Origin of the sequence: Nostoc mirabile CHAB5784 (assembly GCF_020829645.1) — a bacterium.
Lineage (GTDB): Bacteria > Cyanobacteriota > Cyanobacteriia > Cyanobacteriales > Nostocaceae > Nostoc > Nostoc mirabile.
On sequence record NZ_JAIVFS010000010.1, the window covers coordinates 68,879 to 89,398 of the forward strand.

Annotated in this window: 17 protein-coding genes; 9 read left to right on the top strand and 8 right to left on the bottom strand. The window is 43.0% G+C overall.

The genetic code is table 11. The features are described from left to right. Positions 1-54 precede the first annotated feature (54 nt). The 6 genes from LC653_RS09660 to LC653_RS09685 all read left to right on the top strand — a co-directional run bounded on the left by LC653_RS09660 (position 55) and on the right by LC653_RS09685 (position 5,590). Entirely contained in the window at positions 55-1,512 is a 1,458-nt protein-coding gene (locus LC653_RS09660; RefSeq protein ID WP_229494271.1) for a DNA phosphorothioation-associated putative methyltransferase, read from the top strand. A 246-nt stretch (positions 1,513-1,758) separates the two neighbouring features. Further along, positions 1,759-3,159, top strand: a complete 1,401-nt coding sequence (locus tag LC653_RS09665; RefSeq protein WP_229494272.1) for an AmpG family muropeptide MFS transporter — start codon at positions 1,759-1,761, stop codon at positions 3,157-3,159. Next, positions 3,144-3,551, top strand: a complete 408-nt coding sequence (locus tag LC653_RS09670) for an ABC transporter permease (RefSeq protein WP_229494273.1) — start codon at positions 3,144-3,146, stop codon at positions 3,549-3,551. The genes LC653_RS09665 and LC653_RS09670 overlap by 16 nt, the downstream gene beginning before the upstream one ends. 365 nt (positions 3,552-3,916) lie before the next feature. Continuing rightward, positions 3,917-4,105, top strand: coding sequence for a DUF8624 family small hydrophobic protein (locus tag LC653_RS09675; protein ID WP_229494274.1), 189 nt, complete (start codon positions 3,917-3,919; stop codon positions 4,103-4,105). A 22-nt stretch (positions 4,106-4,127) separates the two neighbouring features. Then, positions 4,128-4,658 carry a GNAT family N-acetyltransferase gene (locus LC653_RS09680; protein WP_229494275.1) on the top strand — a complete coding sequence of 177 codons (531 nt, stop codon included), beginning with the start codon at positions 4,128-4,130 and terminating at the stop codon, positions 4,656-4,658. Positions 4,659-4,831: 173 nt separating this feature from the next. Then, complete coding sequence (locus tag LC653_RS09685; protein WP_229494276.1) at positions 4,832-5,590, top strand: HEAT repeat domain-containing protein; 759 nt, start codon at positions 4,832-4,834, stop codon at positions 5,588-5,590. Positions 5,591-5,712: 122 nt separating this feature from the next. On the opposite strand, the gene LC653_RS09690 is transcribed toward LC653_RS09685, so the two are convergent. The 7 genes from LC653_RS09690 to LC653_RS09720 all read right to left on the bottom strand — a co-directional run bounded on the left by LC653_RS09690 (position 5,713) and on the right by LC653_RS09720 (position 15,731). Then, positions 5,713-6,120, bottom strand: coding sequence for a phosphomannose isomerase type II C-terminal cupin domain (locus LC653_RS09690; RefSeq protein ID WP_229494277.1), 408 nt, complete (start codon positions 6,118-6,120; stop codon positions 5,713-5,715). 174 nt (positions 6,121-6,294) lie between these two features. After that, the gene (locus LC653_RS09695) at positions 6,295-7,638 is read right to left on the bottom strand and encodes a PQQ-dependent sugar dehydrogenase (protein WP_229494278.1); all 1,344 of its coding nucleotides are present in this window, start codon (positions 7,636-7,638) and stop codon (positions 6,295-6,297) included. A 177-nt stretch (positions 7,639-7,815) separates the two neighbouring features. Further along, a complete protein-coding gene (locus LC653_RS09700) occupies positions 7,816-9,015 on the bottom strand; it encodes an EAL domain-containing response regulator (RefSeq protein ID WP_229494279.1) in 1,200 nt (399 codons plus the stop codon). 86 nt (positions 9,016-9,101) lie between these two features. Beyond that, on the bottom strand, positions 9,102-10,040 hold the full coding sequence (locus LC653_RS09705) for a CBS domain-containing protein (protein WP_229494280.1): 939 nt from the start codon (positions 10,038-10,040) through the stop codon (positions 9,102-9,104). Positions 10,041-10,554: 514 nt separating this feature from the next. Beyond that, complete coding sequence (locus LC653_RS09710; protein WP_229494281.1) at positions 10,555-13,371, bottom strand: family 10 glycosylhydrolase; 2,817 nt, start codon at positions 13,369-13,371, stop codon at positions 10,555-10,557. Positions 13,372-13,468: 97 nt separating this feature from the next. Continuing rightward, positions 13,469-14,809, bottom strand: a complete 1,341-nt coding sequence (locus LC653_RS09715; protein ID WP_229494336.1) for a TIGR03279 family radical SAM protein — start codon at positions 14,807-14,809, stop codon at positions 13,469-13,471. A gap of 97 nt (positions 14,810-14,906) precedes the next feature. Next, positions 14,907-15,731, bottom strand: coding sequence for an undecaprenyl-diphosphate phosphatase (locus LC653_RS09720; RefSeq protein WP_229494282.1), 825 nt, complete (start codon positions 15,729-15,731; stop codon positions 14,907-14,909). Between the two features lie 456 nt (positions 15,732-16,187). Here LC653_RS09720 and LC653_RS09725 point away from each other — a divergent pair, with 456 nt between their 5' ends. The 3 genes from LC653_RS09725 (at position 16,188) to nadB (ending at position 19,777) form a co-directional block, all read left to right on the top strand. Further along, positions 16,188-16,967: a DUF3120 domain-containing protein gene (locus LC653_RS09725; protein ID WP_229494283.1), complete on the top strand. Its 780-nt coding sequence runs from the start codon at positions 16,188-16,190 to the stop codon at positions 16,965-16,967. 538 nt (positions 16,968-17,505) lie between these two features. After that, on the top strand, positions 17,506-17,934 hold the full coding sequence (gene psbU, locus LC653_RS09730; protein ID WP_229494284.1) for a photosystem II complex extrinsic protein PsbU: 429 nt from the start codon (positions 17,506-17,508) through the stop codon (positions 17,932-17,934). A 166-nt stretch (positions 17,935-18,100) separates the two neighbouring features. Further along, complete coding sequence (nadB, locus tag LC653_RS09735; RefSeq protein WP_229494285.1) at positions 18,101-19,777, top strand: L-aspartate oxidase; 1,677 nt, start codon at positions 18,101-18,103, stop codon at positions 19,775-19,777. A 208-nt stretch (positions 19,778-19,985) separates the two neighbouring features. On the opposite strand, the gene LC653_RS09740 is transcribed toward nadB, so the two are convergent. After that, on the bottom strand, positions 19,986-20,168 hold the full coding sequence (locus LC653_RS09740; protein ID WP_229494286.1) for a hypothetical protein: 183 nt from the start codon (positions 20,166-20,168) through the stop codon (positions 19,986-19,988). Between the last annotated feature and the right edge of the window lie 352 nt (positions 20,169-20,520).

The following is a 20,520-nucleotide window of genomic DNA, read 5'->3' on the forward strand; positions in this document are numbered from 1 at the left end:
AGGTGCTTGGTGTCTTAATTACGAATTACGAATTACGAATTACGAATTAGTATCATGCCTGAAGCGCTAGAAATTGAGCGTCATAGAGCTGCGATCGCTCGCACTGATTTATCTCGCCCCGTGCGATTGGCAATAGAATGGGCAATCCTACATCAAGACACCACTTTTTTTGACTACGGTTGCGGCTACGGTGGTGATGTCTGGCGAGTAAAAAACTTAGGCTACACCAGTGCAGGCTGGGACCCTTACTACTATCCCGATGTACCACGCACCGCAGCCGATGTGGTCAACTTGGGTTATGTCCTCAATGTCATTGAAGACTCAGAGGAACGCCGTCAAAGCCTTCGCCAAGCTTGGGAACTCACCGGGAAAGTTTTAATTGTCGCGGCTCAAATACTGATTAACGCTCCCAGCAAAACCCAACTTGCTTACAATGATGGCATTGTGACGCGCCGCAATACTTTTCAGAAATATTACGAACAAGAAGAACTCAAAACTTATATTGATGAAGTTCTAAATGTCGATGCAGTACCGATCGCGCTAGGCGTGTACTTTGTTTTTCGAGATGATGCCCAAAAAGAAAGTTACAAAGCTATCCGCTTCTTTTCTACCACCTCTACACCGCGAGTCCGCATCTCCACCAAGCGGTTTGAAGACTATCAAGAACAGCTGCAACCATTAATGGCTTTTTTTACCAAGCGCGGTAGACTACCTGCCAAAGGCGAATTGGAAAATGAACAGGAATTACTGAGCGAATTTGGTAACTTCCGCCGCGCCTTTGGTGTAGTTTTGCAAGCTACCGACGAAGCAGAATGGGATGCGATCGCTTACCGTCGTTCTTTAGATATCCAAGTTTATCTCGCCCTCACCCACTTTGATAAACGCTCTGCATGGCAGAAACTAGCCCCAGAAATGCGTCACGATATCAAAGCCTTTTTTAGTAGCTACGAGGAAGCGTGCCTTGTAGCCGATCAAAAGCTTTTCAGCTTAGGTAAACCTGGGGTAATTCAAACTGCGTGCGAAAAAAGCAAAATTGGTAAACATACACGCGGTGCGCTTTACGTCCATGTTTCCGCACTAGCAGCACTTGACCCCGTACTGCGAATTTGTGAAGGTTGCGCTAGCCGTACCATTGGGCGTGTCGATGAAGCTACATTAATCAAATATCACACTGATAAACCACAAATCTCCTATCTGTCTTACCCCGAATTCGATACTGATCCCCACCCCGCGTTAAAAGCCAGCATAGGTATTGATTTAAAAACCCTATTCGTCACTCATCGAGACTACGAAACTAGGGCAAATCCGCCGATTTTGCACCGTAAGGAAACATTTGTTACCAGCAACTACCATCGTTACGAAGAATTTGCTAAACTCACCCAACAAGAACAGGAATTAGGATTGCTCAAGGACAAAAGCGACATCGGCACTCGTGAAGGTTGGGAAAAATGCCTCGCCGCACACAGAGTAGAAATCAGAGGACATCAGGTTTATCCAATTCAGGAAAGTTAAGAAAACGCTGACACTATAAGGTTATCCTGAATTTGTATTTAACCCAAGTAAATCTTGGTAGTTTGTCATGTTTGCGGGAAATCACACAGCAGCTATGACGAGTTTCAATCCTAATAGGGATCATATAGGGAACTGCTGCCACTCTGATAATTCAAACCTTTATAGGTACTAGTTAGATGATATACTTTTGCATTTCCTCGTTGTATTTTATTGATATTTCCTCAAAAGAGGCAAAAATTTGAAACTATGAGGAAAATTAAATCGCTACTGGGAGTTTTCGGTAGTCGCAAGATGGCGGCTTTATTATTTTTAGGTTTTTCATCGGGTTTACCCTATGCTTTGACAGATGATGCTTTCCGTGCTTGGATGACCAAAGCTGATTTGAACTTGAAGACTATTGGTTGGTTGGGGTTAGTCAGCCTTCCCTACTCCTTAAAATTTCTCTGGGCACCCCTACTTGATCGCTTTATTCCCCCCTTTTTGGGACGACGACGAGGCTGGATGGCACTGTCACAGATTGGCTTAATTGTGGCAATTGTAGCGATTGCCGTACAAATGGCTGTAATTTCCCAGATGGCTTCACCCAAGCCAACTTCAGCCCTATTTGTGTTAGGCATTGTTGCTGTAGGTATCGCATTTCTTAGTGCCTCTCAAGACATCTCCATTGATGCTTATCGTACTGATGTACTAGAAAAACGAGAATTAGGTGCAGGTGTGGGAGTTTGGGTGACAGGATATCGCCTTGCCCTGTTATTGACAGGTTGGATTGGTTTCAACTTGGCAGATCGCATCACCTGGCCGTGGGTTTATGGATTAATGGCACTGATTCTGCTCGTTGGTTTCGCCACTTCCTTTTGGGCACCAGAACCTATTCACCGCGAACGTCCCCCAGAAACACTAGTACAAGCCATCATACTGCCATTTAGGGAATTTATCAGCAGATTAGGTTGGAGACAAGCTTTATTTATGCTGATCTTCATTATTCTCTACAAACTTGGAGATGCAATGGTTGCCAAGATAGCTGTTCCCTTTTTAGGTGGGAAAGGCTTAGGCTTTTCCGATCCAGACATTGGCAACATCCGCCAAGGCTTGGGTCTTTTTGCCACAATTGTCGGCACACTTACTGGGGGAGCCATTCTTGGTAAAATCGGCATCAATCGCTCTCTTTGGATATTTGGTATTCTACAAGTTGTCAGTAATTTAGGTTATTACTTGTTGGCAGTAATCGGCAGAGACTATCTTACAATGGTTTTGACAATCAACATTGAAAATTTTAGTGGCGGACTTGGAACCGCTGGATTTATCGGTTTCTTAATGAGTTTGTGTAATCCCCGTTTTTCCGCAACCCAATTTGCCTTACTTTCTAGCCTAATGGCTGTTGGTAGAGATATTTTGGCAGCTCCATTTTCTGGGGAACTCGCACAAAGAATTCAGCAGTTTGTTCCAGTAAATCCCATGATCAATCAATTTATATTATTGGCCGGCTCTGATCATAAAGGATGGCCTTTATTTTTCTTAATTACTCTAATTGCTGGCTTACCTGGGTTGTTGTTATTACCATTTTTCGCCCCTTGGAAACCTCAACCTGCTGATATGCCCAGACCAGGACTTGAGGACGAAGAAGAGGATATATGGGGAATCAAGTAGTTATTGCTGTCGGCACATTTATTCTCTTACTCACTGGTTTATTACTTGGCTATGTTCTCTCGCAGTTAGTTCTGGGATTTCTACAATTTAACCTACTAACTTTTTTCGGAACACTCAGCCTCATTTTAATTTTTGGTACACTTTATTACGTTTTATTTTGGCAGTTGCGGAGAGAACAGTCTCGGCCATCAACTATAAATGAAAGGATACCAAACCAGGTAGACGATGGTGTATCTGATAGCTATCTCAAAAACAGGCTAATCGCTAAGTTATCCGGTGACGCTGCCGCTGCCGAACGGTTAATTGAACAGGCAAAGGAGACTTATCCTGGGATGCCGGAGAATTGGTATTGCGAGAGAGTGCTTGATGACTTGGAGCGCGATCGCCAATAGTCTGGAAGCAGGGAGTGGGGAGTAGGGGAGATGAGGGAGATGATGGAGCAAGGGGACAGGGGACAGGGTGCAAGGGGGAAAATAAAAAACTAGCTCTTTCCCCTCTGTTCCCAGCTAAGGAACGTGAATTAAATAAAATGCAAAATCTTCATCTTGTATCTAGCTTCCCTCTCCAATATATCGGAGAGGGATTGAGGGTGAGGTAAGCCAAGGACATAAATTGTATGTTATTTAATTCTTATTCCCTATTCCCTATTCCCCATTCCCCATTTCCATGCACAGAAAATCGCTAAAATAAATCAAGAATACTTCACAAATCTTCAGCTAGGCTCTCATAAAAGTTCCTAGCTTCTTGCAATTAAAATATGGCTATTTTTCGTCAATACATCGCCCCACTGCTTGCAGTATTAGTATTTTTATTTGCCCTAGTGGCAGTCAGCGCCCGGATCTTTTTACCCTCCGATATGGCAGCACCCGCACCAATTGAAGAGGTGGGGGTAAGTTCTCAACCTATTCCAACTGATTTATCTCCAGCAGCAAATAACGCGAGCTAGCTAAGTCAATAAACGTATTTAAGTGTCTGAGCAACTACTACCTGGATATATTATTCGCCGTGGCTCTACTTTGGAGCGATCGCTGCTGCTTAAATTCATGCAGCGAACTTACGAGGATCTCTTTCCCAATGAGGATTTTTCTCACCTAGAGCAAACAGTTAAGCAATACTTTTCTAGTGATACGCCCTTGTGGTGGGTAGAAGAGGAGGGGGAGCAGGGAGCAGGGAGCAGGGAGCAGGGGAGTAATAAAGAATCTCTCTCCTCTGCCTCTCATTCCCCGATAGCCTGCCTTTGGGTGGGCAATGCTATAGATCAAGTACATGGGAACCGTCATGCTCACATCTTTATCCTCTATGTTGTACCAGAACATCGGCGACGGGGTATTGGTAGAGCCTTGATGCGATATGTGGAAAATTGGGCTATTCAAAGAGGCGATCGCCAGATTGGATTGCAAGTTTTTCAATCAAACAAACCTGCATTAAATCTTTACAATCAGTTAGGTTATCAAACCCAATCCCTGTGGATGGTAAAATTCCTGAGTGCAGAAAAATAAATTATAGGATAGCAGTAACATACTTAAGCGTGTGAGTTATGGCGTTTCTCGTTTGGATAAAACTCAACGAGGAGAAAGGAAAGTGTATAATTACGCAACTAATACTTATAAAGCTTTAACTTATTGGCGTGGGGGATTATGTGTTAATCCCGAAAAGGGATTGAAATGAAATTATGTATGACGAAGACGATCTCAGCCTACTCGATATTGAGGAGGAGCTAGAAAGCCCCCTAGATAAAATAGAGCCACTAACTGCCGAATCAGTTGTGGCAAAGCCAGATCCAGAAGTGATGCTAGCCCTGCTGGATAATCCCCAGCCCCAACAAAGAATGTTAGCGGCGCGTGCTTTTTGTGATATAGAAGATGCGCGTGCTACCCCCCATCTAATTCGCCTGTTAAGTGATACTTGTCCCTTAGTGCGGGTGAGTGCAGCTTATGGACTTGGACGCAATCCTAGTTCAGAGGCAGTGAATCCGTTAATTGCTCAACTAAACAGTGATTGGAACGGCTATGTGCGTAAAGGCGTTGTTTGGGCTTTAGGAAACTGTCGCGATCGCCGTTGTTTACCGCCCCTAGCAGATGCCCTCAGAACTGACATTTCCGCAGTACGTTTGTGGGCTGCTAGCGCCTTAGCACAGATGGCAGAAGTGGGTTATGAAGCAGTTATAGGGGCAATACCACCATTAATTGAAGCCTTAGTCAAAGATCCCGTGGCAGCAGTGCGGAGTAACAGTGCTTGGGCAATTGGTCAACTGTGCCGCGAACTGCCTTCTAATGTAGTTTATGCCACAGCGATCGACGCCTTAATTCAAGCCTTTGCTGAAGACCAAGATTTAGGAGTCCGGGCAGACGCCAAAGCCTCACTGTTAGGAGTGGGTGATCCCCGTGGTTTACAGCTGATTGAAACCTTAGAACAAGAAGGGTGGTTTTGATTTATTTGGGCATTGGAAAGAGGCAGAGGAGCAGGGAGCAGCCAGCAGAGGGGAAGAGCTAATTTTTTATTCTCCCCCTGCTCCCCCTGCTTCCCCTGCTCCCTCATCCCCCGCCCTAGCCCTTACTGACCTTCAGCTACAGGTTTGACCAAATTTAAATCATAGGGGCGTTCCGTATCATCTTCGCCCAAATATTCACCATTTTGAATTTCCAGAATAATTAACGGAATCTGTCCAGGATTTTCTACCTTATGTAGAGTTGCAGCAGGAACATAAGTTGATTCGTTTCGATTCAGCAATATTTCTGCATCGCCACAAGTTACCTTCGCTACACCGGAGACTACAACCCAATGTTCATTGCGATGATAATGGATTTGTGGTTTAATTCCGTGCCTGGGCTTAATTTCAAGACGACTAATTCTATAGGTTTCTCCCTCCTCGATCACCTCTACTTCACCCCAGTATCGTGTACCTGAATGTGGAGACAATTCGTTGATATTTGACTGAGTATTATTTTCATTAGGAGTCATAATTAATTTCTCAACCAGATGAGTATTAGTATTTTTAAGTAATTTATCCTAAACAGGATAAACCTGGGTAGGGAGATGCAGCCACAACATTTCTATTGATGACAACTGCTCTAACTTTACTCCAGGCAACAGATCCTATCCGTGAATTTTTAAATGTCTGAATGCACCAATTGCTTAACCCCCCGTATACTGAATCCGATAAATCCGATTATTGGCTTCTTCTGTTAGTAGTAGACTGCCATCTGGTAACACGAGTAAACCTACAGGTCGTCCCCAAGTGGTTGGTACAGAAGGATTTAGCAAAAATCCTGTGAGAAAGTCTTCGTAGTAGCCAAGCGATCGCCCTTTAGCATCGAAGGGAACAAACACAATTTTATAACCAGTACCGCGATCGCGGTTCCAAGAACCACGAAAAGCAGCAAAAGCACCGTTGCGGTATTTTTCTGGAAACGTTTTACCATCATAAAACTGCAAACCCAATGCTGCTGAGTGCGCCTGGAACAGCACATCTGGCGTTTGGGTACGGGCTGCTAAGTCGGGGCGTTTACTTTTGCCATCCGTCTTTTGGCGCGGATCGAGGTTGTTTGGTGTCAGATAAGCATAAGGCCAGCCGTAAAATGCTCCCTGTTTAACGCGTGTCAGATAATCTGGAACCAACTCATCACCGATTCCATCGCGTTCGTTGACAGTGGCGTAAAGTTCTTTAGTTACAGGATGAAAGTCTAAACCAACAGGATTACGCAAGCCGGAAGCAAAAGTTTGCTGCTGGGAACCATCCAAATTCATCACTTGTACTGAAGCCCGTGGTAGGGGTTCTTCATCGACATTGGTTCCTGAACCAACAGAAACATATAATTTATTGCCATCGGGCGAGACAACAACATTGCGCGTCCAATGGTTGTTATAACCTTGATTCGGCAAGTCGGCGATCTTTTCTCCCTTGTCTGTAATTTTATTTTGACCTTTCGTATAGGGAAAACGAACCACAGCATCTGTGTTCCCCAGAAAAAAGGAATTACCTGCAAAAGCCATACCAAAGGGTCTATTTAGTCCATTGTCCCTACTAGCAAAGGTTTCTCGAACGTCAGCTATGCCGTCACCGTTGCTGTCACGTAACACACGAATGCGGTTTTGCCCGGTTTCAGTCACCAAGACATCACCACTGGGAGTTAAAGCTAGCCAGCGTGGGGCATCTAAACCTTCTGCAAAGACGTTAACTGTAAAGCCTGGTGGTACGCGCAGCACTGGGTTTTCCGGAATGGGCACAACCTCAGGTCGCTTAGAGGCACTTTCTGTTGCGAAAGGTGCTGGTAAATTCTTCAAATTGATGCGGATAGGCGTGGGTGAAAGTGCTTCAGTTCGGACAATATTTTTTGGCTGTGTAGGATTCTGTGCCAGTTGAGCAGAAGGTACAGGTGTTTCTGGTGTGGGATTATCTGAGGAAGCGCGAGTCTCGTTACAGCCTGCTACCAAGGTCAGTAAAAAAACTGGCAGCAACAAACGCGCAGGGACTTTCATGATGGTACAGACTATGACACAATTTTCTTACTTTAGACTTGAGACTTAATAATTGTCGCCAGTCTAAAGTCCGATTTTTCTGAGTTAGTCACCCTATTAAGGTACTGAGTACTGAGAAAATAATTTACTCCCCATTCCCCATTTCCCATTCCCAATGCCCAATATTCACACATATAATCATTTATTAGTCAATAAAAATTTTTCAAATTCTGCTGCTGGCAATGGACGACTAAATAGAAAGCCTTGCATATAATTACAGTTGTGTTGGCGTAAAAAAGCCAGTTCTGCTTCCGTCTCTACACCTTCAGCAACTACATCTAAATTGAGATTGTGAGCCATTTGAATTAATGCCTTAGTAATGGCTGATTTCTGTGGATCAGTAGCAACATTATGGATAAAATAGCGGTCGATTTTTAATGTGTTAATTGGTAAGTTTTTCAGATAAATTAAAGAAGAGTAGCCCGTACCAAAATCATCGATCGCAATTTTTACACCCAACGATTGCAATTTTTTCATAGTAGCGATCGCACTATTTACATCTTGCATAATCATACTTTCAGTGAGTTCTAGCTCTAAGTAATGTGGTTCCAAACCATTAATATCCATAAAGTTGACTATTTTGTGAATAAAATCTGGTTGATTAAATTCAAGTACAGACAAATTTACAGCAAGCATCAGTGGATAAATTCCAATATCACGCCAGCTTTTTATTTGTTTACACACTCTTTTTAATACCCATTTGCCAAGTGGAACAATTAAACCTGTAGACTCTGCTAACGGAATAAATTCTGTTGGGTAAACCAGCCCCACTTCTGGACTTTGCCAGCGCAATAAACTTTCAGCTGCTACTATTTTTCCAGAAGCAATATCGACTATTGGTTGATAATAAATTTCAAATTCCTCAAAATTATGTTGTTTGATAGCCCGGTGCAAGCTAATTTCTAATAGCTGCATTTTGGGAGACAAGTTGTTAATTACAGTCTGAGGAGATAAATACTTTTTTAAAGTAGCGTACTTTTCCAATCTGTTCATGATGGCACTTAATAACTCAGCACGAGTGAAAGGCTTAGTTATATAGTCATCAGCACCCATATTCATACCTTGGCGGAAGTCAGATTTGGCAGATTTTGCAGTGAGAAAAATGAAGGGAATTGTTGCCGTTGATGGATCTTGGCGTAACGCTGTTAGTACGCCATAACCGTCAAGTTGTGGCATCATCATATCACAGAGAATTAAATCGGGAACTTCGGAGATAGCCAAATGTACCCCGATTCTGCCATTAGCCGCAGCAATAGTTTCAAAATCCTCAGCTTCTAAGAGATCCAAAAGATTTTCACGAACTGCTTCTTCATCTTCTATTATTAAAATTTTGGGCATAAATTACCTCGCTTTATATTTTATTTATTATGCAAAAATGGCAAAAACTTTTGTATAAAACCCCATTTAGTTGTGGCAGATATTTTTTATTGATAGCTATATATCAACTTTTTTAAAGTTTTTATTCCTAATCCAATGCCTAGTATATTGCCGATATTAATTGTGGGAGAAAAGGATTCCAACAACGAATGCAGTTCGTTAGCCCAAAAGCCAAGACTTTTGAGTATTTCCCGCACTTGATAGCCCGTGATAGCGACAACATTTTCTCTAATAAATGTATTACCAAAATCTGCATAACTCTTGCAGGTGTAAATTACTGCTGGACTGGAGGAGAGTAAATATTGCAGATGTTGTTGGTTAACAAGTAGCGTCCACCATCTTTTCCAATATGGACGCTCAACTACATCTTGTGGCTGTACTTCTCCCAAGTGGAGTGTTGTTTGGTTAACTTCTAGCACGATACCCTTTGTTATCAGCAACCCGATAAATTGGAAGGAACTGTTAAAGATGGGGCGAAATCGTCTTTCACTGTCACTAAATAATACTTCTGCCTGTACACAGGGGGTACTATCCACAGAAACTCCAATCAGGCAAGGATGTTCGCCTGTCGTATCTTTACGTACTATAACGCGTACTAGTAACCATTTGAACTTGAGTAGTTGGTTCTCAAGGAGAATCTGATGTTTCACCTCAAAGGAACCAATACTAGTGTTACCTCTAGTTTTCTCTGTTTGTTTTGCCAGTGCTTGACAGAGACTTTCAGCCATGATGAAAATGACAATGTGACCTTGGTTATCTGCAACTGATAGTAGATCCAACTGATGGCGCAACTGTAATAGCACTGAAGCTATCTCCGATAAATATGACACGTTTAATGTTATGACTAAGGTATGCATAACTTCAAAAATATTGGCTGTTTTCAAGCTAGTTTCTGAAGCTACGAGGATTACCATATCATGCTTGGTGAAGGACTCCACTACCTGCGAAGATGAAAAAGCTAAAACATTTTTGCCCCGTGCTTCCATCAGTGCGACGCCGAATAGCCCGTCGTAAACATCACATCTAATAGTCCTGTTTCCGGCACAAGCATCCGCAGCGAAGGATCAATATTGACTCTAAGCTTTGTAGCCTTAGAAGCTGAGGTAAGCTTGCATATATTTTTACAATAACTATTATTAAAAAATAGTTATCTAAAGCTTCTTACCTAAATATTCTCCAATATTTTGACGCCAAACAAGTAGCAATATTTAGGATATAAACACTATAAAAAGTGTGTCAAGAATTACAAACTAGCTGATATCTAGCTAGTTGGAAATTGGGTATTGGGCACTTGTACTGAGCGACTTGCCTTGAGCGAAGTCGAAAGGAGTCGAAGTATTGGGCACTGGGCATGGGAAAGAGGACAAGGAGAATTGGGAACAAGGGGAAAGACTTGTTGCAAGTTCTCACCTCTTGTCACCTTGTCTCCCCTGCCTCTTCTTCAAGAGCCTGCTTCAACCAAGAAATTCCTTAACCGAACGGTATTGTCTTGCCTCTTCACTAAGGACGCAACTGCAACCGCCGTTCGCCGTAACGTAATAGCCTTTCTATAGTTACAAGCCGATTTTCCCAAACTTTGACTTGATAGGAATTTGACTTAAGCTCTTGGCTCATCAATACCCGAAATTGAGACTGGAACCGAGTTAGAGAGGCTCTCGCCACTAATAACTTGCTAGGATTCGGGGAAGCAGCAAGCTGATTTAAAGCACTGCGTAGAACTTCTGCCTGGTTGTTAAAAGCTGATATTGTCTGAGCCGGTCTTTGTGGTAGGTCATTTTGGAAAACAAATTTCCATTCCCGTTGCAGCGCGGTGTAACGAATGGCAGCAGTTTGAAAAGGCTGACGGTGAGGAATAGGTTCACTTGTTGTCGATTGAATCCTACCTTGGGTGTTACTAAAGAGTTTTTGTAGATCGTTGTTAAAATTCTCTGCGGCAAAGAGTGCATAACCACTAACTGGCAAGTCCCTTACCAACTGAAGTTGATCGAATGCCCCAATTGTTGGCAAAGAAAGTAAGCGGATTCCTGGTACCAACAAGGTAGATCCCAATTGTTTAGAGGCGATCCAGGGTTGGGCCAGTCGTTGAAAGCGAGAAGTATCCAGAGCATAAGTCATGGGAACAATTAAATCTACATCCCCCCGCCTTGCCCAATTTTCCCAGTCTTGTTGAATTTTTTGAATTCGCTCTAGTTCTGGCAAAGGAAATACTGCTACCGACAAAATCAAATTTGGTCGCTTTTGCTTTAACTGCCGTGATAATTGGGCGACAAAGCTATCAACTTGCTTGGTGCGAAATGTCGTCCATTTTTGCCACAAGTCTGGTTGGCTAGGGGAAATATTCACTGGATCTACTCCAGTAAGTTGCTGAAATTGCGCTCTTGCAGCTTTGCCATAGCCGTAGGTTCGACCTGCTGATGGGTCTTGGAAAGGGTAGCGAATGTAGTCTAGCTGTAGACCATCTACGTTATAGCGAGTGACAATTTCCTGATACAGTTTCAGTAAGTACTGTCGCACTTCGGGGTTGGCTGGATCGAAGAATGGCTTATTCTGACCAACGGGAATCATGTTGCCAAGGTTATCGTAGTTTGCCCAATCAGGATGAGCCGCCAGCACTGGCCCTGGATAATCAGGATTAAGGTTGAGAATTTGATTGTGACGTTGGTTACCAGCAGCAAAAGTCCAAACCCAAGCGTGTAATTCCATGTCGCGCTCATGGGCTAATTTCACCGCATCTGCCAGTGGGTCCCACCCACGAATTAATGGGTTTTGCTCTTTTGCCACTTGGCTCGGATAAATGGTGTAGCCAGCATTAACAGTTTCAAAGAAGACGGTATTAATCCCAGCTTGAGCTAGGCGATCAAAAATCTGGGCTAGTCCCGCTTTGCTACCAGCACGAACAATCGTCCCCCGATCTAACCAAACTGCCCGAATTTCTGGTTGAGCTAGTCTTTGATCAACAGGAAACTGCTGCCACAAAGTCGTTTTAGCTTTCAGCCACTGCTGACGAGCCAGAGCATAGTTTTTCTGGGCAATCAATAGGGGGAAGTTTTTGGCAATTACCTTTACCTGTGCCAAGGCTTGCTCTTTACTCATGCCTAGCGTCCCCAGTTTAGTTGAGGCTAATTGCGTGGGTTGCTCCTTGAGAGATTGGGAAGTATAGGTGTCCAGATGCCTAAAGGACTGCTTGTCTTCAGATGTCACTTCACCAACATTAGCCGCATCGGCTGACACTGTTAAATTAGCGCTTTCCACCCGACCTATCAGATTTTCTAGCTCTTGCTGGAGAGCGATCGCTTGGTTGTTGTCAATCGGCTCATTGGAGTTGGGTGCAACATCTAAACGCACTGCTTGTTCTAATTGGTCTATAGCCTCTTGGGAACTTGGGGGTTTGATTGTAGGAAGCGGTTTAGGTATGGGAGCAGTGGCAGTTTTAGGAGGAGATGAGGGGGATGAACTGTCCCTCTGCTCCCCTGCCCCCTGCCCCCTGCCCCCTGCCCTCTGCCCCCCTGCCTCCTCCACCCTCGGCGCAGCCGCTACCGTTGTCGAGCAATTTGGGGAACCTCCTGCTACTTTTTTCATGCGATTCGATGGCGGTGGCGCTGTCAAATAGTGATTGAGAGCAGCTTTTAACCAGGCATTATCTAACCCAGCTGCTGAGGCTGTGTCTGTTCCCCAGCGCCAGCCCATAAAGGTGGAACGCTCAGTTGTCACTACTGCGGCTGGATTATCTTTGGAATTCCAAACAGCAGGAGATTCACTGCCCATATCATTAGGAATCACAACGCCGCCGCGCACTTTGCCAAAGAGTTCAGTTTGATTTGCCCATTCTGGGATCTTGGTTTTTGTGGGTTTTAGCTGTTCTGTGTCACTGAGGCTGAATCCCCAATAACCTCCCAAAAGCGATCGCAATAATTGGCGCACTCCGGGCGCTGACAGACTACCTACAGGGCCACTGGCAATCAAACGCCCTCCCTTACTCATCCATTCTTCAAGAGCGATCGCTTGGGTTGGCGTTAATGTCTCGACATTTGGCAAAAATAATACCCGGCGATCGCCCCAATCTGCCCCACTCCTTACATCAGCTAGGGAAATTACACAATATTTTGCCCCTATTGTCTGTAAGCGGTCAGTTATCCCTCTCCATTGATTTGCATTTTCTTGACCATACACTACGCTCAATACAGGTTCTTCAGTCGCCGCCGTTACTGGCAAAATACTAAAACTATTTAAAATCAAAAAGTTAAAACTTAAAATGAAGAATCCGGCTTTTTTTATTTGTAAATTTGCCTTTTTATGATATTTTTTCTGATTCTTCACTACTGACTCCTCAGCGAATTAGTTATTAGGTATTACTTCTTATTTATCATCTAGCATAACAATAAATTACCTCCGAAAAACGACTGATTTTTGATAACTAAACTTGAGCAACATTGAAAATGCATGTTTTTATTAAATCTTCAACTCCTGCTACCGGAAAAATTTTTGTATTCAGTTTGCTAGCTAATTCCTCAATACTCATATCATCTAAAAACACTGATTCACCATTTTTTAACATGACATTTGGTAGCAAAATACCATCACCTAAATCTTGCCCTTTTAGATTTAAAAGCAAATCATGACCAGTTAGTAATCCGGTTACACTGATATTTTGTCCCCAATAATCACTACATAAAGCACGCATATTTACTTCTAAACCTTCAACAGAATTTAAGCGTTTCAAAATGGGTTGAAATGCTTTTTCTACGGCGTTGCCTACTATCCAAGTGAACTTTCTTTGAGGATATACTTTTGGCGGTAGTAATTCTGCTGCAACGGTGGCAAATTGCTTGATAAATAATTGAATCGAACCAACTCCGTTATCAATTTGGGGATATTCTCCATATTCAGATTCGCTAGGTAATTCCTCACCTGCAATCAAAAACCACTCATCGGCTAACCAAACAACGCTAGAACCAAGTTTTTGGCGAAATTGCCGCGAGAGGATTCGCACTTGGGAAATCACTTCTTTTGCTTTTTCCCTAGTTACGGGTATGAGTTCGTCTTCTGGAGGCCGAAACCGTGTCAACCCAACTGGCACAACTGCCACCGATGCCACCGCAGGCACTTCACCAGTATGAAAGGACGCTAAATCTTTGAGGGTTTGTTCCAGGTGTTTGCCATCATTTATACCAGGACAAACAACTACTTGAGCATGAATTTGTAGTCGCCTTTCTTGAAACCACTTGAGTTGTTGCAAGATTTGTCCCGCACGCGGATTTTTCAGCAGTCTAATTCTTACTTCTGCCTTGGTAGCATGAACAGAAACATACAACGGAGACAAGCGCATTTGCTCAATCCGCTGCCATTCTCTTTCTGGCAAATTAGTTAGGGTAAGATAAGAGCCGTACAAAAAGCTCAGACGGTAATCGTCATCTTTTAAGTACAAGCTGGTGCGCTTACCTGGTGGCTGTTGGTCAATAAAGCAAAATGGACAGCGATTGTTGCACTGAATTAAGCCATCAAATAGGGCAGTTTCAAATTCTAGCCCTAAGTCTTGATCGTAATCTTTTTCGATTTCCAGGCTATGAGTTTTACCAGCAGCGTCTAAAACTTCTAATTCCAAAACTTCATCAGCACACAAAAACTGATAATCAATTAAATCACGGGGACGTATACCATTGATAGCAACGATCGCATCCCCAGCTTCAAAGCCAATTTCTGCGGCTATTGAGTCTGGAAGAACCTTGGTAATTCGGACAGGATTAATGGTACTCATTGGGTATAGGGCATTGAGCATGGGGCATTGGAATGGGGCATTAGTCATTTGCTTCTTCACTAATGACTAATGACCAATGACTAACGACTATTATGAATTATCCTTTCCAACCTGCTGCGATCGCAGCTAAAATAGCGCTGCCGAATGCTAATCTATACCAAACAAAAACTAAAGTGTTTTTGGTTGCTAAATACTTGATTAAGAATGCAATTGATAGGTAGGAAAAAATCAAGGTTGAAATAATCCCTACAATTAATAGTCCAACAATGTTATCTGGCAACTGTTGGGCTTCAAATAAATTGAAGATTTTCAGACTTTTATACAGCGTAGCAATGGTAAGAGTTGGAAACCCTAATAAAAATGAGAATTTCGCTGCTGTATCGCGTTCTAATCCTAAAAATAAGGCAGTCGTCAAGGTCGAGCCAGAACGAGAAACGCCCGGAATTAAAGCAAGTGTTTGTCCCAATCCAACTAAAATACCATCCCGAATCTGCAATGAATTAAAATCTCGCTTGCGAGTGCCAATTTTTTCTGCCAAAGCTAGTAAAAGTGCCATGATAATTGACATTATGGCAATAATTAATGCGCTTTCTGGTAGAACGTCTTTCAAAATAAACCCGAAAAGTAAGGCAGGCATTGTTCCTACTACAATACCGACAATAATTTTCCACTCCTCACGTTGCCAGTCTTTGTCTTTTAGTGCTTCGATTCCACCTTTGACAATATTAGAAATCAGCGACCAAAAATAGCCCACAATTGCTATAACGCTGCCAAATTGAATTGCATCGACAAAATCTTTAGAACCTAGTTCTTTCCAACCAAATACCTTGGTCACAATCAGAAGATGTGCAGTGCTGCTGATTGGCAAAAACTCTGTAACACCTTGAACAATACCCAAAATAAAAGCTTGAATAAACTCCATCAATTAATACCTTTTTCCTGTTGTAGACATCATTACTTAGGTGGAGATGTTAATTTATATACTTTTTGCTGCACCCGATATTATAGAAAATTCCGCTTTACTAAATCAATAACACCATCCAAGACGCTGGCCATGTTCTTACACCCACTTCAATAAGTCAACGAAATTTTGGCAATTCATCAAACTTTAATATTTACTGGACTGATGCCATTGACTTTTTACCCGTTACATTTACCTTCCATCTCTCTGTAGTTCTTTGTAAATGCGAACTACAGAGGAGTTCTGTAAATAAGGCAACTTGAGTGAATAAGTCTAGTGCAGAATATTTTGTTTGGCTTGCGCCAGCACTCCCGGAAATTTCAGTATAATTACAATGCCCCAGGCAATCCCCCGGGGGGGGATTTAAAAATGTGATATCTTAAATAAAATAAAGTTTAGTAACAAATATTAAAAACTTTGATTAATAATACACTATCCTCCTACACTGCTTCTACCCCTTCTATTGATACCGAGTTAGATTTAACTGTTACTAGGCAGAAGGGCATCAAGCAATTAGAATCTACACTCTCCTGCTCTTTGTCTCTTCCCTTATCTATTTCTGCCGGACAAACTTGGTTAGTGTTTGGGGCGGCGGTATTTTTGGTAACAGTACCAGTATTTGTAGAAGCGCCAATAGTGCGATCGCTACCAAGCCTAAGTTTAGCGCTGGCAGCATTTTGGGTGTGGCTAAGTTTTACCTTAATGTCACGTCCTGCGACTTATGTATGGGGAGATTTACTCTTAGGATTTAGCTGGAGTTGGTTAGCAGGAGCTATTTACTGGGGCTGGTTACGTTGGGAACCTGCATGGCATCTGCCTGTGGAATCTATAGGATTACCGTTTGCTTGCTGGTGTTTGGCAAAGAATTGGGGCAAGGTTGGTAACTGGTTTTATTTAGGTTCTTTACTAGGTACAGTCTTAACCGACGTATATTTCTATATAGCAGACTTGATGCCCTATTGGCGGCAAATTATGAGAGTAGATGCAGATTTAGCACCGCAAATATTACAAAATGCTCTGATGCAAGTACAAACGCCTTGGGGACAAAGTTGGGCCATATTTCTCGCCTTAGTCCTGTTGACAATCGGAATTTTACCTTTAGTCCGAAAGCAAAGACACTGGTATGCCTTTAGTGGCGCAGTTTTAAGCACAATTTTGGTAGACAGCCTATTTTTGTTAGCTGCGATCGCAGCGTGAAGGAGGCTGGAGGTTGTAACAATCGTGTAGGCTTCTGTTAGCAAAACTTTTTCCAGCCCAGTCTACAGCACATCAAGAATGATGCTGTAGATGATTAATAAGTTAAGAAATATTACATAACAGTCCATCACTATCAACTCATCTTGCTAGGGTTTTCGGTATTAGACATTTGACGGTTTCGTGTCTGCTTAAGAAGTAGAATTAGCCACCCCGAAAAGATTTCCTCTAGCTGGGAATGCTACCAGGATCATGGATACAACGCTATTGCAGCTATGCAGGTACTCTTACCACGATGAAAATTTTTGGCAAAAGTATAGTTAAACCCACTAACGGCAAATATTGTGGATATTAATACGCTGTATATTAGTTTCTGATGACTGCTGTGTTAATTAAGCTATCAGGTTTTGTCCTTTGTCCTTTATCCTTTGTCCTTGGCACTCTCACGAATGACTAATGACTAATGACTAATGACTAATGACTAATGACTGCTGTTAGCTTAAAACTTTTATTTCTGTTTGATGGAAAGAGGTAGAAAATCGTGAAAGGATTGGCGCGTTTATTAACAGTGTTTAGCTTGTTACTTAGTTGCTGGGGATGGTTGGGAACAACTCAGATAGCCCAAGCTGCTAGTTTCAACAGTTTTGCATTTCCTCAAGTCCCAATTCTGGCAATTGAGCGGCAGAATCGGGCAGATGCAAAGCTAGGAACGGAATTTGGTAAAAAAATTGATTTGAATAATACCAACGTCCGAGCTTTTCAACAGTATCCAGGGCTTTATCCCACCTTGGCTAAGAAAATCATCACAAATGCTCCCTACAAAAATGTAGAGGATGTATTGGATCTTCCAGGATTGAGCGATCGCCAGAAACAAACCCTGCAAGCCAACTTGGATAACTTCACTGTGACAGAACTAGAACCTGCCTTCAACGAGGGAGACGATCGCTTTAACAATGGCATCTACAGATAACTGCACGTTGCAGTTAATGTAGCAAATAGCAGCCCACTCCTGATTCTAGAGAGTGGGACATGATATGAGTTATGAGTTAGGAGTTATGAGTTAGGAGTTATGACTTTTTAACTTCTCACTTCTAACTCGTCACTTCTAACTCCTCACTTCTAACTCCCCCATTACCTTGTCTCAAATAGATATTCCTAGCCAATTTGATGTCTTAGTAGTCGGCGCTGGTGCTGCTGGACTATACACAGCGCTGTGTCTACCAGATTCCTTGCGAGTCGGCTTGATTACCAAAGAAACTGTTGCTTTATCCGCCAGTGATTGGGCGCAAGGCGGTATTGCCGCAGCAGTTGCCCCGGAAGATTCTCCCACGCTACACATTGAAGATACGATCCGGGCAGGTGCAGGTTTGTGCGATCGCACTGCTGTAGAATTTCTCGCCCAACTTGCGCCTAACTGTATTCAATCCCTAGTTAACTTGGGAGTTGCTTTTGACCGTCATGGTCAAGCCTTGGCTTTAACTTTAGAAGCTGCCCATTCTCGCAACCGCGTTCTCCACGCCGCAGACACCACAGGTAGGGAAGTTACCACCACCCTCGCAGCCCAGGTATTACGTCGCCATAATATTCAAGTCATTCAGCAAGCTTTGGCTTTGAGTTTGTGGATTGAACCCGAAACTGGTCGCTGTCAGGGAATAAGCCTGTTTTATCAAGGTGAAATCACATGGGTAAGGGCTGGTGCTGTGGTATTGGCAACTGGTGGTGGCGGTCAGGTATTTGCCCAAACCACTAACCCGGCGGTAAGTACGGGTGATGGGGTAGCGATCGCATATCGGGCTGGGGCGATCCTCCGCGATTTGGAATTTGTGCAATTTCACCCCACAGCCCTCACTAAACCTGGTGCCGATCGCTTTCTGATTAGCGAAGCTGTACGCGGCGAGGGCGCACACCTTGTCGATAACGAAGGGCGGCGTTTTGCCTTTGACTACCACCCTGCGGGTGAACTCGCACCCAGAGATGTGGTCAGTAGAGCAATTTTCAGCCATTTACAACGTACCGCCGTCGATTTAGCGACCGCCCATGTGTGGTTGGATATGCGCCCCATACCTGCCGACAAGATTCGTCACCGCTTTCCCAACATCATCAAAGTTTGTCAGCATTGGGGCATTGATGTCTTCCATGAACCAATTCCTGTGGCCCCTGCTGCCCATTATTGGATGGGTGGCATTGTCGCGGATCTGATGAATCGCACGAATATTCCCGGTTTGTACGCGGTGGGTGAAACGGCTAGTACCGGGGTGCATGGGGCAAATCGCCTTGCTAGTAATTCCCTGCTGGAATGTATTGTGTTTGGGGCCCAGATGGCTCAAATTGAGTTAGAAAATATTGGGCTGCCGTTAGAAACACCAGTATTACCATTACAGAAATTTAGTGCTGATGCTAGTGAGTGGCATATCCAGCAAGCACAGCTAGAAGCACTCAGGGAGAAGTTACCACGTCTAGTCTGGGAAAGTGCTGGTATTTGTCGGGAGCAATCAAGGTTGGAAAGTGCGATCGCTACTATTGAATCTTGGCAACAAGATTTTGCTATCCTGCCTTTAAGTCAATTCTTGCTTGGTTTACGTCCCGCAGAACCAGCTAGTTTTCATATACCAGATGTTGAACGGCAATTGAGACTTTGGGCAGAAACCCGCAATTTATTAGATGTCGCTGATTTAATTCTCAAAAGTGCTGCTTTTAGAACCGAAAGCCGAGGTGGACATTACCGTTTAGATTATCCTCAGCCAGACCCGAATTGGCAAGTTCACGCACTTGTACAAACACATCATTGGTGGAAATCTCCACTATTATCTTGATTGAAGTTTTTTCCAGAACAAGCTTTTAGCAAAGGCTTTTAATCCCTTCTTCTCTAGTCGCAGCGCTTGGACGGGTGACGCTCTTAGGTCGTTATCACTAGGTGGTGAAAGGGGAAATTTCAGTCTACTTGAGTGGCAGTAGTTCTTAGCCTATAACTTAATCACAATGCCTTCACGCATGGGGTCAATCTAAAATCCAACATTGCTATTAGCGGGTGCCACTACCATGCTGACTGTCGGGGCCACCATAATTTGGTGGGATATACATGTCGTTTAAATTTTGAGAATTGGCTTCGCGGGCAATTAAGGTGTTACTGCTAGTAGCGCCAAAAGCATTAGCGCTTGCAGTATTGAACATACCTGTACAGGCTGCAATTTTCGGTATTAGCATGTAAGCAGCTATACACAATATTATAAGTTTTTTGATTCGGAAATTAGTCTTCATGGCTTTCAGTAAATTTACTAGTTTTTCATTTAAAAAACGTTTTTTTATTTTCTACCGTATATTTACTGTCTTTTGTAAAAAAAAACTTTATTAAATTAATTCAATATTGTTGGTGGTGTACAAGGAATTATGGGAAACGCTTGTAAATTAAGCTTTATCTGCTCATATTAAATAGCTTATCTACTTAAGTGATATTCTTAAATATGTCATTTTTACATCAGTCTAAAGTTAGATATATTGATAAATTATAGTAAGCATTTTGTCTAAACTACTATTTATTAATAATATATTAAGGCTT